At 55.3% G+C, this 12,623-nt stretch carries 13 protein-coding genes; 10 read left to right on the top strand and 3 right to left on the bottom strand.

Translation table 11 applies throughout. The features are described 5' to 3' along the window. The first annotated feature begins 343 nt into the window (after positions 1–343). The 8 genes from RKA07_RS02495 to RKA07_RS02460 all read left to right on the top strand — a co-directional run bounded on the left by RKA07_RS02495 (position 344) and on the right by RKA07_RS02460 (position 6,954). Positions 344–1,363 (top strand): LysM peptidoglycan-binding domain-containing protein, encoded by a 1,020-nt coding sequence (locus RKA07_RS02495; protein WP_200201571.1) that lies wholly within the window; start codon positions 344–346, stop codon positions 1,361–1,363. A gap of 67 nt (positions 1,364–1,430) precedes the next feature. Beyond that, on the top strand, positions 1,431–2,555 hold the full coding sequence (gene dprA / locus RKA07_RS02490; protein ID WP_310965462.1) for a DNA-processing protein DprA: 1,125 nt from the start codon (positions 1,431–1,433) through the stop codon (positions 2,553–2,555). Between the two features lie 44 nt (positions 2,556–2,599). Continuing rightward, the gene (gene tsaC, locus RKA07_RS02485; protein WP_200201570.1) at positions 2,600–3,172 is read left to right on the top strand and encodes an L-threonylcarbamoyladenylate synthase type 1 TsaC; all 573 of its coding nucleotides are present in this window, start codon (positions 2,600–2,602) and stop codon (positions 3,170–3,172) included. A gap of 8 nt (positions 3,173–3,180) precedes the next feature. After that, on the top strand, positions 3,181–4,107 hold the full coding sequence (gene hemF, locus RKA07_RS02480; protein WP_310965461.1) for an oxygen-dependent coproporphyrinogen oxidase: 927 nt from the start codon (positions 3,181–3,183) through the stop codon (positions 4,105–4,107). Positions 4,108–4,119: 12 nt separating this feature from the next. Beyond that, complete coding sequence (gene aroE / locus RKA07_RS02475) at positions 4,120–4,947, top strand: shikimate dehydrogenase (RefSeq protein WP_310965460.1); 828 nt, start codon at positions 4,120–4,122, stop codon at positions 4,945–4,947. Positions 4,948–4,998: 51 nt separating this feature from the next. Then, positions 4,999–5,772, top strand: coding sequence for a motility protein A (locus RKA07_RS02470; protein WP_200370786.1), 774 nt, complete (start codon positions 4,999–5,001; stop codon positions 5,770–5,772). Between the two features lie 4 nt (positions 5,773–5,776). After that, entirely contained in the window at positions 5,777–6,610 is an 834-nt protein-coding gene (locus RKA07_RS02465; protein ID WP_310965459.1) for a flagellar motor protein MotB, read from the top strand. A 32-nt stretch (positions 6,611–6,642) separates the two neighbouring features. Further along, entirely contained in the window at positions 6,643–6,954 is a 312-nt protein-coding gene (locus RKA07_RS02460; protein WP_310965458.1) for a PA4642 family protein, read from the top strand. 40 nt (positions 6,955–6,994) lie between these two features. On the opposite strand, the gene RKA07_RS02455 is transcribed toward RKA07_RS02460, so the two are convergent. Beyond that, positions 6,995–7,444, bottom strand: a complete 450-nt coding sequence (locus RKA07_RS02455; protein ID WP_310965457.1) for an Hsp20/alpha crystallin family protein — start codon at positions 7,442–7,444, stop codon at positions 6,995–6,997. 170 nt (positions 7,445–7,614) lie between these two features. Continuing rightward, complete coding sequence (locus RKA07_RS02450) at positions 7,615–8,157, bottom strand: gamma carbonic anhydrase family protein (protein WP_310965456.1); 543 nt, start codon at positions 8,155–8,157, stop codon at positions 7,615–7,617. Between the two features lie 205 nt (positions 8,158–8,362). Here RKA07_RS02450 and prlC point away from each other — a divergent pair, with 205 nt between their 5' ends. Then, complete coding sequence (prlC, locus tag RKA07_RS02445) at positions 8,363–10,408, top strand: oligopeptidase A (protein ID WP_310965455.1); 2,046 nt, start codon at positions 8,363–8,365, stop codon at positions 10,406–10,408. 56 nt (positions 10,409–10,464) lie between these two features. Continuing rightward, positions 10,465–10,716, top strand: coding sequence for a YheV family putative zinc ribbon protein (locus RKA07_RS02440; protein ID WP_310965454.1), 252 nt, complete (start codon positions 10,465–10,467; stop codon positions 10,714–10,716). A 470-nt stretch (positions 10,717–11,186) separates the two neighbouring features. On the opposite strand, the gene RKA07_RS02435 is transcribed toward RKA07_RS02440, so the two are convergent. Next, positions 11,187–12,509, bottom strand: a complete 1,323-nt coding sequence (locus tag RKA07_RS02435; RefSeq protein WP_200201561.1) for a Na+/H+ antiporter family protein — start codon at positions 12,507–12,509, stop codon at positions 11,187–11,189. Positions 12,510–12,623: the final 114 nt, after the last annotated feature.

The following is a 12,623-nucleotide window of genomic DNA, read 5'->3' as shown; positions in this document are numbered from 1 at the left end:
CTTTGGCTGACTTTTAACGTTGTCTTTTGTAACCGTGTGAAAGCGATCTCTGAAATGCGACAGCGTAGAGCGCAAATTGTTCCCTTCACACTATAAGATACGCAGCGCGTTGCCTCTGATGGGTACATTATCCACCATATTGTCGATTGAGTACAAACTGACCAGGTAATCGCTGAAATCTTCGGTAAATCCCATAGAATTTACTGGAGGAACAAAAGATAACATCACAATTTGCGAGACATCTTCTATAGTAAGTTGCATAACAACGTAATAAGCTGCAGAAAACTGGCTGCATCCTTACCAGAATGCATAGAATCAAGGCACGCGATCAAGGACTTAGACAATGAGGAAACTGCTGTACGCTCTGGCAGCCACTACGCTGCTATTAACCTCCTGGGCTCACGCCGCACCTGAACTGCGGTCTGATCATCCTGAGCGTTACACTGTTGTGAAGGGTGATACTCTTTGGGATATTTCAGGGCGTTTTCTGAGCAATCCGTGGTATTGGCCGGAAATTTGGCACGTTAACCCCCAGGTTGCCAACCCGCATCTGATTTATCCGGGCGATCGGCTTGCTCTGGTTTATATCGACGGCAAACCCCGCGTCACCAAGGTAACGTCGAACAACGGTGTTGTGAAACTGTCCCCGCAGGTGCGCTCTGAGCGGATTGATACACCTATCCCGGCTATTCCTCTGGATGCAATCAGCAGCTTTCTGACGGACACCCGTGTCGTCACCCCTGAGCAGATCGATGCGGCACCGTATATCCTCGAAGGTAAAGACGCACGCATAGTGCTCGGTGCTGGCGATCGGGTTTATGCCCGCGGCAAGAAGCCAGCTGATAAAGTTGGCGTTTTCCGTCGCAGCCAGGAATTTGTTGATCCGGATACCGGTGAGTTTCTTGGCCTGGAAGCGCGCAGCATTGCCCGTGGTGATATCTCTGCAGAAAACGGCGAAGTTCTGACTTTGGATCTGACCCGCTCCAGTGAAGAAGTGCGTATTGGCGACCGCTTGTTGGTTAATGAAGACCGTCGCCTGACCACCAGCTTTGTGCCCAGCTCTCCAGCTCAGGAGATTGAAGGCAAGATGATGTCAGTGGACGGTGGCGTTACCCAGATTGGCCAGTACAACGTGGTTACGATTAACCGTGGTGCCCGCGAAGGGCTGGAAGCCGGCAACGTGATGGCCATTCTCAAGAGTGGTAATCTGGCCCGCGATCCGGTTACCAACGAAACCATTGAGCTGCCTTCCGAGCGAGCTGGCTTGCTGATGGTGTTCCAGGTTTATGAAAAAATGAGTTACGGGCTAATTTTGCAGGCAACCCGTCCGCTTTCAGTGGGCGATAAGGTTACCAACCCCTGATTCAGTGATCAGTTAATTAAAAGCCGGGCCAGGATGGCCCGGCTTTGTTGTTTTCAAGGATGATGTTGTGTTTACCTTCCCCTCTGCGCAGTGGCTGTTTCTTACCTGTTTGCCTAAATTCGGGCGTACCCGCCGGCGAGCTATGCTCGCAACCATTCCCAACCTTGTTGAACTGCTCACCAAAAACGCTGCGACACTCCGGGCACTTGGCTTGCACACTGAAACCGTGGCGGCAATTCTGGCGTGGCAACAGCAGGACGAGACCAACGCCAGTGTTCGCACTACCCGGCAAGTTCTGTTGGCCTGTGAACGACATGCCATCGGCATCCTGAGCTGGCAAAGCCCGGACTACCCGGAAGCCCTTCGGCACATCCACGATGCCCCTCTGGTGCTATACACGCGAGGTGATGCCAGCCTGTTGAGCCGCGAACAGATTGGTATTATTGGCAGCCGTAACGCCACGCCTGCAGGCCTTGACCACGCCCGTTCATTTGCTGGAGAGCTGAGTGGGCGGGGGTTGCTGGTAACCAGTGGGCTGGCCTTGGGGGTTGATGGTGCAGCCCATGCGGGCGCTCTGGATGCCGGGCACCCCACCATTGCTGTTATTGGCTGTGGCCTTGATCGCATATACCCGAACCAGCACCGCCGGCTTGGTGAGCGGGTGATCGCGAATGGCCTGCTGGTGTCGGAATACCCGCCGGGTACACCGGCGAGGGCCGCACACTTTCCCCAGCGCAATCGCATTATCAGTGGTTTGAGTCGGGGCATTCTTGTGGTCGAGGCCGGGCTTAAAAGCGGCTCTCTTATCACCGCCCGCCTGGCGTTGGAGCAAGGGCGTGAGGTGTTTGCAATTCCCGGATCGATCCACAGTCCGGTGGCACGGGGGTGCCATTATCTGATCAAACAGGGTGCCCGGTTGGTAGAACAGGTAGACGATATTCTGGAGGAGCTGGGTGCCTCCTGGGCGCAACCGCTGGAACAGCATTCGCAAGCACCGGCTGCCAGCCTGCTGGCAGGTCTGGACAGCAGGGAAATCGCGGTGTTTGAGGCATTAGGGTATGATCCACAATCAACCGATACACTGTGTATGGCTACCGGTCTTCCGGCAGATCAGCTTGTCCAGTCCCTTCTGCTTCTCGAGCTTGAAGGATTGGTCAGTTCCGCCCCCGGAGGTTTCCAGAAAATCGCCTGAGCCCGGTGTGATGATTCACCCCGTTTTGGTCTGACAACATCAGCATGGCTGCACCCAACCCGCTAAACGATCAGCAGATACAGCTTGCTTGCAGCACAATCCTGCAAGGTGGCGTTATTGCCTACCCCACTGAGGCTGTGTGGGGTCTTGGATGTGATCCCTGGAATCTCCAGGCGGTCACCCGAATCCTTCAGCTCAAGAACCGGCCGGTTGAGAAAGGCCTGATTCTGGTGGCGGCGTCTGTGGAACAGATCCGGTTCCTGCTGGACCCTCTGCCCGAGCCTCTTCAATTGGCGGCACTGAGCCACTGGCCCGGCCCGGTGACCTGTTTGCTGCCGGACGTGAACCAACAGATTCCAGAGTGGGTGCGTGGCAGTCACAGCTCCATTGCAGTGAGAGTCAGCGAGCACCCTGTGGTTAAAGCTTTGTGTGAAGCTGCGGATATGCCTCTGGTTTCCACCTCCTGCAATCCCGCCGGGGAAGAACCAGCCCGAGATGCAGAGCAGGTGGGCCACTACTTCAAAGATCAGCTTGATCAGATTGTGCCGGGAGCCCTTGGCGGTAACCGGAAACCCAGCCGAATTATTGATATTGTTAGCGGTAAACAGCTTCGTTAGGAGAATTCATGCCACAGCAACCCGATAGCAACGCGGTTAAGCAGTATCTGCTTGAATTGCAGGATGCCATCTGTCAGCGCCTGGAAGCACTGGAAGGTGGTGCAGAGTTTGTACGTGATGCCTGGGATCGCCCGGAGGGCGGCGGCGGTGTGAGCCGAGTCATCAGCGACGGCCGTATTTTTGAAAAGGGCGGGGTTAACTTCTCCCATGTAATGGGTGCGACCATGCCTCCGTCGGCCACTGCCCATCGCCCTCATCTTGCAGGTGCACCCTGGGAGGCTATGGGTGTGTCTCTGGTAATTCATCCGAACAATCCCTACGTGCCCACCTCACACGCCAACGTAAGGTTCTTTATCGCTACGCCGGAGAAAGGTGAGCCGGTTTACTGGTTTGGCGGTGGTTACGATTTGACTCCCTACTACGGCTTTGATGAAGACTGTATACACTGGCACAAAACCGCCAAAGACGCCTGTGCGCACTTCGGAGACGATACGTATCAGCGCTACAAAGACTGGTGCGATGACTATTTTTACCTGAAGCACCGGGACGAGCCTCGCGGTGTAGGTGGCCTGTTTTTCGACGACCACAACACCGGCGATTTTGAGCAGGATTTCGGGCTGATGAAGTCCGTGGGCGACAGCTATATTGAAGCTTATGAACCTATCGTAAGGCGCCGCATGGATCAGGCTTACGGTGAGCGCGAGCGGGATTTCCAACTCTACCGGCGCGGGCGCTATGTGGAGTTTAACCTGGTGTACGACCGCGGCACCTTGTTTGGCTTGCAATCTGGTGGGCGCACAGAGTCTATTCTGATGTCGCTGCCACCGCTGGTGCGCTGGGATTACAGCCGGGTACCGGAGCCGGGCAGTGAAGAAGCACGCCTGACGGAGCACTTTCTGACCGGGCGCGATTGGCTTGCCGGTAACGCGACGTAAACGAGGTTAGCAATGAGCAACGAGCTTTACGCGGTGGTAGGCCACCCGATCAATCACAGCAAATCGCCAAGAATCCATAGTCTTTTTGCAAAGCAGACAGGCGAGCCCGTGGAATACACCGCCATTCAGGCGCCCCTCGATGGCTTTGCGAATACGGTGCGTCAGTTTTTTGAAAGTGGCGGCAAGGGTTTAAACGTAACAGTTCCTTTCAAGGAACAGGCGTGGGAGCTGGCAGACCAGCGCACGGCACGAGCTGAAAAAGCCGGTGCGGCCAATACGTTGTATCAGAACAGTGAGGGCCGATTGGTAGCCGACAATACTGACGGCCAGGGGCTGGTGCAGGACCTTACCGTCAATCATGGTATTCAGCTTAAAGGCGCAAACATACTGGTTCTGGGTGCAGGGGGTGCCGTACGTGGCGTACTGGGGCCGCTGCTTGCACAAAAACCTGCCAGTATGACTATCGCAAACCGCACAGTGGCCAAAGCTGAGGCACTGGCTACACTGTTTGCAGAAGATGCCGGCGCCACCATACTGAGCGCTTGTGGGTTCGAGGCGCCAGATCAGCCGTTCGACGTTATTATCAACGGCACCAGTGCCAGCTTGCAGGGAGACTTGCCGCCCGTTCGCACAAATGTGATTACGGCAGGCACGGTTGTTTACGACATGATGTATTCTCTGCAGACGACCACATTTAACCAGTGGGCTCTGGATAATGGAGCCGTTCGGGTATTCGATGGTTTGGGCATGTTGATTGAGCAGGCCGCTGAATCCTTCCGTGTATGGCGGGGCGTGCAGCCAGACACAGCATCAGTTATCGATGTATTGCGAAACGACTAAGACAGCAACCCGTAAGGGCTATCCATAAATGCTATCCATGAAGGGCTATGCATGGACATTCTTACCCTCGTAGGGCTTGTCGCCGGCATTCTGATTGTGATTCTGGCGATGCTGGCCAACGCCTCGCTTCTTACCTTCCTCAATTTGCCGGGGTTGGCCATTGTCATTGGCGGTACCTTTGCGGTCACACTCGTAAAATTCCGCATGTCTTCGGTGATGAGTGCTTTCCGCCTGGCCATGAGCGCCGCCTTTACCGACAAAGTTGAACGCCCTACCGACCTGATTCGCGAGTCTGGTGAGCTGGCCATGGTTGTGCGTAAAGAAGGTATTCTGGGCCTGGAAAATCATCGCACTAGCAACGAGTTTCTGCAGAAAGCCATCTACCTGTGTGTAGACGGCCACCCGCCTGAGCTGGTTGAAGAGGCCCTGGCTCAGGAATCCCAACAAATGGCGGAACGCTACGAGGTGGCAGAAAGAGTATTCCGGGGTATAGGCGAATCGGCACCGGCCATTGGAATGCTGGGCACCTTGGTGGGGCTGGTACAGATGCTTAACTCGCTGGACGATCCTTCTTCCATTGGGCCGGCCATGGCCATTGCCTTGCTGACAACCCTTTACGGTGCGTTTATTGCCCAGCTGATTGCCCTGCCTCTGGCCGACAAACTTCAGCTCAAGGCGGAAGATGAAAGCCGCAACCAGATACTGATCATCACTTCCATACGCAACATTATGCGTGGCGAAAACCCCAGAGTGATGACAGAGCTACTCTCCTCGTTTGTAACGCCCGAACACCGCAAAGGGCTGGTGCCGGAGCGGGAGGCCTGAGGTTTTGCAATCTATCCGGAAGGCCAGAAAGCCCAGGCAGAGCAACCAGACCCCTGCGTGGATCGTCACCTTTGCCGATCTCGCAACTCTGCTGCTGACGTTTTTTATTCTGCTGCTGTCGTTTGCGGAAATGGACATTGAAAAGTACAAAGCCATGGCCAACTCCATGTCTGTGGCCTTTGGGTCGGCCAACGTGCTGGGTGACGGTGTAGGCGGCTCACCGATTACCCTGGTGGAGTCCGATACCGTCTCCCTTCCGGAACCCACAGACTCCGAATCCCGGGAACCTGAATTTATCGATGAGCGGGCGCCGGAAACCGCAGACACCGTGATTTCCGGCGGCGTGATAGACCTGGCCAGCCGCATGATTCAGGAGCTGGAAAACGAGGTTGCTTCCGGGGCGCTGAGCGTGAATTACGACAAGAACAGAGTGGTTATCCGCTTCTCGGAGGAAGCCACCTTCCGCTCCGGCCAGGCAGCCATAAAACCTGATATGATCCCCATCATCGAGCGTGTGGTGGATGTGTTGGCAGGTTGCACCGGGGATGTACTGGTTTCCGGCTACACCGACGACCGGCCCATCTCCAGCAGCCGATACCGCTCCAACTGGGACCTTTCCGCCGCCCGTGCCGTGTCTGTTGTGCACGAACTGGTGATGAGCAAACAAGTGCCTGCTGAGCGCGTTGTTGCCGCAGGCCGAGCGGAAACCAACCCCCTGGCCCCGAATGATACCGCCGAGAACCGGGCGTTGAACCGCCGGGTGGAAATTGCCATCCGCGACCCGGAATGTGACGAGTCCATCTCGACCGGCGATCTGCCGGTAGAAATCCTGCCTTGAGCAATAACTGACGTAGTAAGGAGAGAGTGAATATGAGCGGCCCTGACAAACCCAAGGTCATCGGTGAAGAGTGGAGCGATGAGCGCGTTAAAGCCTACCTGCCAGGCCAGCCAAGCGAAGAGGGCTCGGACTACACTGCCCTGCTGAAGGCGTATCGGGCCATGAGAGCGGAAGATTTTGAGCGCTTTGTGGGTTTCTTTGTGGAAGCCGGCGGTAATCTCAATGCCACAGACGAGGCCGGAGAAACCCTGCTGGACCTTGTGTCACAGCATCGCAAGGGCACAGACTATGCACGGGCACTGGAAAGTGCCGGCGCCAAAAAAAATGCTGCGGCCGGGGGCTGACCCCCGACTGCAGCATTCAGCTTCAGAAGAACAGCACAGATTACTCGATATCAACCTCAATGGCCTTTGGCTCCTTGGGCTCCGACTTCTGCAGAGTCAGGGTGAGAAGGCCGTCTTTGAAGCTGGCTTTTACACTGTCCTCGTTTACGTTATCGGGCAGCGTGAAACGCCGCACAAAGCTGCCGTAGAAACGCTCAATACGGTGCAGCTTCTTGTCTTTGGACTCTTCTTCGTGCTTGCGCTCGCCTTCGATTGACAGCACACCTTCATGCACGCTCACCTTTACATCCTTTCGTTCCATGCCCGGCAATTCAGCCTCTATGGTGAAGGCCTGGTCGGTTTCCTTGATATCAACAGCAGGCGCCCAATCACTGCGGTTGAACAGATCCTTGCCCTCGCCACCGGCGCGCGACAAGCCAAACATCCGGTTATAGCGATTCATCAGATCTTCAAACTCATTGATCGGATTCCAGCGAGTAAGATTGCTCATGGGGACTTCCTCCTTTTCACATAAACACATATAAAAAAGATCAGCCTTGTTCCCGGAACTGCTTGCAACCCGGCTATCGCCGTTTGGATATCCGTGAACATCCGCTGTTATGGAATATATGAATGGCTCGTCACTTTTCAAGCGCCCATGAGGTTAAATACTGATCAGGATCAAGATTCCAGGTCAGCCAGATACTCATCCTTGAGCTTCACATAGTTGGCTGCCGTGTACGCAAAAAACGTTCGTTCCTTGTCCGTCAAAGCCCGCGCTTTCTTGCACGGTGAGCCCACGTAAAGATGCCCGGATTCCAGGGTTTTACCCGGCGGTACCAGGCAGCCGGCGGCTACAATCACCTCATCCTCCACCACGGCACCATCCATAATGATGCAGCCCATACCCACCAGCACCCGGTTGCCAATGGTGCATCCGTGCAACAATGCCTTGTGCCCCACGGTTACATCGTCCCCGAGAATGAGTGGCCAGCCGCCGGGGTTGAAGTCGCTGGCATGGGTAATGTGCAGTACCGAGCCGTCCTGAATGCTGCAACGGTCGCCAATGCGAATCTTGTGCATATCACCCCGCACCACGGTCATCGGCCAGATGGAGCAATCCTTCCCGGTTTTAACATCACCGATCACCACGGCACTGGGGTCTACCAGAGTGCGCTCTCCTAAATCTGGCGTGGTACCCTTGTGAGAACGTATATTGGTCATTACATATACCTTAGTTGCGTTTATCCGGGAGCTGGGGCGCCTGTGTAGAGGCTTTGCCAAAACCGTGCGGAGCCATGGATGGCGGAGCCGAGCCTACATGGACGTATTTACGGCGTGTTTTGGCAAAGCCTCTACGCAGGCGCCTGCCACCGAAGACAGATCTAAATGAAGCTACCTCACATTTGAACAGCTGAGAAGGGGATCCATGAATAACCCGTTACTGACTGACGACTTACTGCCAAAGTTTGACCACGTGCGCACCGAGCACATGGAAACGGCCATTGACCAGATACTCAGCGAAAACCGCGTGAAAATCGCCAGCCTGGCTCAGAATGAAGATCCCTCCTGGGATACCTTGGTTCAGCCCATGCAATCACTTGAAAACAAGCTGAGCAACGCCTGGTCGGTTATCTCGCACCTCAACAGCGTGATGAACAACGACGACCTGCGCAAAGTTTATAAAAACTGCCTGGAAAAGCTCACCGAATACAGCACCGAAGTCAGCCAGAACTCAGCCCTGTGCGAAGCTTACAAAAAGCTCGCAGCCCGGGATGATTTCAGCGAACTGAGCGAAGCCCAACGCAAAGCCGTGGATAACACCCTGCGAGACTTCCACCTTGGCGGCGTGGATCTGCCGGATGATCAGAAAAAGCAGTACGCGGACCTTTCCCGCGAGCTGTCGGAACTGACCAACCGCTTCAGCGACAACGTGCTGGATGCCACCCAGAACTGGTTCAAACACATTACCAATGTAGAAGAACTGGCCGGCATTCCGGAATCTGCCCTTGAAGGCGCCAAGCAGGCTGCCAGCCAGAAAGAACTGGATGGCTACGTGATCACCCTGGATTTCCCCAGCTTCTTCCCGGTTATGACCTACTGTGACAACCGCGAGCTGCGCCACGAAGTCTACGAAGCCTTTGTTACCCGCGCCTCAGACGTAGGGCCGGACGCCGGAACCTGGGACAACACCCAGGTAATGGCCGAAATCCTCAAGCGCCGACACGCATTGGCCAAACTATTGGGCTTCAACAACTACGCCGAGCGGTCACTGGCCAAAAAGATGGCCCGTGATACCGACGAAGTTCTGGGCTTTCTTAATGAGCTGGCGGCCAAATCCAAGCCAGTTGCAGAGAAAGACTATGCGGAACTGAAAGCCTTCGCCAAAGATGAGCACGGCCTGGATGACCTGAAGGCTTGGGATATTGGCTACTACAGCGAAAAGCTTCGCCAGCAGCGCTATGACATTTCCCCCGAAACCCTTCGCCCCTGGTTTCCTGTGGATAAAGTGGTGCCAGGCTTGTTCCGGGTTGCGGAGAAGCTGTTTGATATACAGATTGAAGCCAAGCCGAACGTAGAAACCTGGCACGAAGATGCCACCGCCTACTGCATCAGCCGCAACGGTGAGCCCATCGCCTGGTTCTACTTTGACCTGTTTGCCCGCCAGGGCAAGCGTGGTGGCGCCTGGATGGCCGATTGCCGGGTACGCTGGCGCGATCAGCGCGGCGCACTGCAATTGCCGGTGGCTTTCCTCACCTGCAACTTTACGCCACCGGTGAACGGCAAACCGTCGTTGCTCACCCACGACGAAGTAACCACCCTGTTCCACGAATTTGGCCATGGCCTGCACCACATGCTTACGCAGGTGGAAGTCATGGACGTATCCGGCATCAACGGCGTCGCCTGGGATGCGGTAGAGCTGCCCAGTCAGTTCCTGGAAAACTGGTGCTGGAACCCTGAGTCTCTGGCCTTGATTGCCAGCCACCACGAAACCGGCGAGCCTTTACCGGAAGACTTGCTGCAGAAGTTGTTGGCGGCCAAAAACTTCCAGTCCGGCATGGCTATGGTGCGGCAGTTGGAGTTCTCCCTGTTTGATTTCCGCTTGCATGCGGAATTCACAGAAGAGGCGCCCACCAACCCGCTGCACATGCACCGTACTGTGCGTGATGAGATTGCGGTAGTGGAAGCCCCGGAGTTCAACCGCTTCCCCAATGCCTTCTCCCACATCTTCGCTGGCGGGTATGCTGCGGGTTACTACAGCTACAAGTGGGCGGAAGTGCTGGCAGCCGATGCTTTCTCATTGTTTGAGGAAAACGGCATTTTCGATCCTGAAACCGGACGGGCTTTCTTGCAGAACATTCTGGAAAAAGGCGGGTCACAGGAACCAATGGAGCTGTTCAAAGCCTTCCGTGGCCGTGAGCCGCAGGTGGATGCCTTGTTGAAGCAGACCGGCATTACAGACGAAGCGGCCTGATCCAATTCTCTCCGGTGGTTGTTACAGCCACCGGAGACCTATTCTGGAGTTACGTTATGGCGACCCCCAAACGTTTTATAGCCGGTGCGGTGTGCCCCCGCTGTGCTGAGATGGACAAGATCATGATGTTCACCGATGACAACGACGAGCAGATTCGCGAGTGCGTGGCTTGTGGTTTTACCGATGCCATCTCGGATGTTGAGGTGCCTGAGAATGCTGAACTGGAGACTCGGGTTAATCAGCGGGATAACCAGGATGACCATACGGTTAAGCAGGTTGTTTTCTTTAAGGCTGGGTCTGAGGACTAGGGATTAAAGATTAAGACTTGTAGCCTGCTGGCTTAGCGGGGATCGAGGCCGCGGCGATATATTTTTCTTCTGGGAAAAAAGAACTCGCTGCGCTCAGACATTTTTTTCCCGGCAGAAAAACATCTCCCCACGTCCTCTTGTTCATACTACGAGGGCAACTCGGGTTAAAGGATAAGGACGTTCAAATCGTTCGGTACGGTTTGGATTTCAGATTCTAGATTTCAAATTCCAGACTATGGTTTCTCATATTCGGAGCTGGCAACACTAGAAATACTGACAGGAATGCTTCCCCTCTCTCCATTTTTCCCTAGCGATATCTGTCCTGTGTGCCTAGAGGGTGCGGTGGGTCTTTTCTGGCGGGAAAAAATGTCTGAGCGCAGCGAGTTCTTTTTTTCCAGAAGAAAAGACCCACCGTGACCTCGTAGCCCCCAAAACCAGCAGGCTACGAGAAAGGAAGGCTAACTCCAAAATTAAAGAACCATAGCCGCCAACCACCCAAATCCAAGCAGCGGCAGGTTGTAGTGCAAGAACGTGGGCACTACCGAATCCCAGATGTGGTTGTGCTGGCCGTCTACGTTCAGGCCGGCGGTGGGGCCGAGGGTTGAGTCGGAGGCTGGGGAGCCGGCATCACCCAGGGCGCCGGCGGTGCCGACCAGGGCAACGATGGCTAGGGAGCTGAAGCCCATTTCCAGAGCCAGAGGCACGTAGAGAGCGGCGATGATGGGGATGGTGGAGAAGGATGAACCGATGCCCATGGTGATCATCAGGCCTACCAGCAGCATCAGCAGAGCGGCCATGGGCTTGTTGTTGCCGATGATGTCTACAGAGCTTTGTACCAGCGTGGCGATTTCGCCGGTTTCCCGCATTACTTCCGCAAAACCAGACGCAGCGATCATGATAAAGCCGATCATGGCCAGCATTTTCATGCCTTCAGTAAACAGGTCGTCAGCTTCTTTCCACTTAACCACGCCGGAAAGGTTGAACAGCAGGAAGCCCGCCAAAGCACCGAGGATCATGGATTCCAGCCAAAGCTGAACCACGAAGGCCGCCACAATGGCGACAACGGCCATGAACAATGTGCCGGAGCTGTAGGATACGTTTACGCGTTCGGTGCGAGTGATAGCTTCCAGATCGTATTCACGGTCGCCGCGGTAGGTGAAGAATACCGCAACCAGCAGGCCGCAGAGCATGCCCAGGGCAGGTAGAGCCATGGCGTGCATAACGCTAAGGCCTTCAGTTTCACCGCCGTTGGTGCTGATTTTGGCCATCAGAATGTCGTTCAGGTAAATGCCGCCGAAGCCGATGGGCAGGAACATGTAAGGCGTGATCAAACCGAAGGTGAGCGCACAGGCCACAAGCCGACGGTCCATTTTGAGTTTGGCCATCACGTACAGCATGGGTGGTACAACCAGCGGAATGAACGCGATGTGGATCGGGAGGATGTTCTGTGACGACAGGGCAATCAGCACCAGCACGCCAATAATCATGTAACGCACGCTTTTAGCCGCAGCGCTGTTTTCCTGCTGGCCGACCATGGCCAGGGTTTTGTCTGCCAGCGCGTGGGCCAGGCCGGATTTGCCTATGGCAACGGCAAAAGCACCGAGGGTGGCGTACGAAAGAGCAACTGTGGCACCGCCGCCCAACCCGTTATTAAAGGCCGCAATGGTGGCTTCAAGGGACAGTCCCGCAATCAGGCCGCCAGATACGGCACCTACGATAAGGGCAACAACAACGTGGATGCGGGCCAAACTCAGCACGAGCATGATCAGCACCGCGGCAACGACGGCATTCATGGGAAAACTCCGAGTACGCGTGGTGGATTATCCGGCCCTCTCGCGAAGGCTGGCATTATGAAAACGCGGTAATGTGCAGTAATTGGCCAGCTGAGTCAAAAGACTTGTGTAACC

The sequence above is a fragment of the Marinobacter xiaoshiensis genome (genome assembly GCF_031631795.1).
In the GTDB taxonomy this organism is placed as follows: Bacteria; Pseudomonadota; Gammaproteobacteria; order Pseudomonadales; family Oleiphilaceae; genus Marinobacter; species Marinobacter xiaoshiensis.
The sequence above is the reverse complement of the archived record's forward strand: the minus strand, read 5'-3'. Positions and strand labels throughout refer to the sequence as shown.

Excerpts from the sequence above, each read along its gene's own strand:
- RKA07_RS02435 (WP_200201561.1), bottom strand. The coding sequence starts at position 12,509 with ATGAATGCCGTCGTTGCCGCGGTGCTGATCATGCTCGTGCTGAGTTTG.
- RKA07_RS02470 (WP_200370786.1), top strand. The coding sequence starts at position 4,999 with ATGGACATTCTTACCCTCGTAGGGCTTGTCGCCGGCATTCTGATTGTG.
- RKA07_RS02460 (WP_310965458.1), top strand. The coding sequence starts at position 6,643 with ATGAGCGGCCCTGACAAACCCAAGGTCATCGGTGAAGAGTGGAGCGAT.
- RKA07_RS02450 (WP_310965456.1), bottom strand. The coding sequence starts at position 8,157 with ATGACCAATATACGTTCTCACAAGGGTACCACGCCAGATTTAGGAGAG.
- RKA07_RS02495 (WP_200201571.1), top strand. The coding sequence starts at position 344 with ATGAGGAAACTGCTGTACGCTCTGGCAGCCACTACGCTGCTATTAACC.
- tsaC (WP_200201570.1), top strand. The coding sequence starts at position 2,600 with ATGGCTGCACCCAACCCGCTAAACGATCAGCAGATACAGCTTGCTTGC.
- hemF (WP_310965461.1), top strand. The coding sequence starts at position 3,181 with ATGCCACAGCAACCCGATAGCAACGCGGTTAAGCAGTATCTGCTTGAA.
- aroE (WP_310965460.1), top strand. The coding sequence starts at position 4,120 with ATGAGCAACGAGCTTTACGCGGTGGTAGGCCACCCGATCAATCACAGC.
- RKA07_RS02455 (WP_310965457.1), bottom strand. The coding sequence starts at position 7,444 with ATGAGCAATCTTACTCGCTGGAATCCGATCAATGAGTTTGAAGATCTG.
- prlC (WP_310965455.1), top strand. The coding sequence starts at position 8,363 with ATGAATAACCCGTTACTGACTGACGACTTACTGCCAAAGTTTGACCAC.
- RKA07_RS02440 (WP_310965454.1), top strand. The coding sequence starts at position 10,465 with ATGGCGACCCCCAAACGTTTTATAGCCGGTGCGGTGTGCCCCCGCTGT.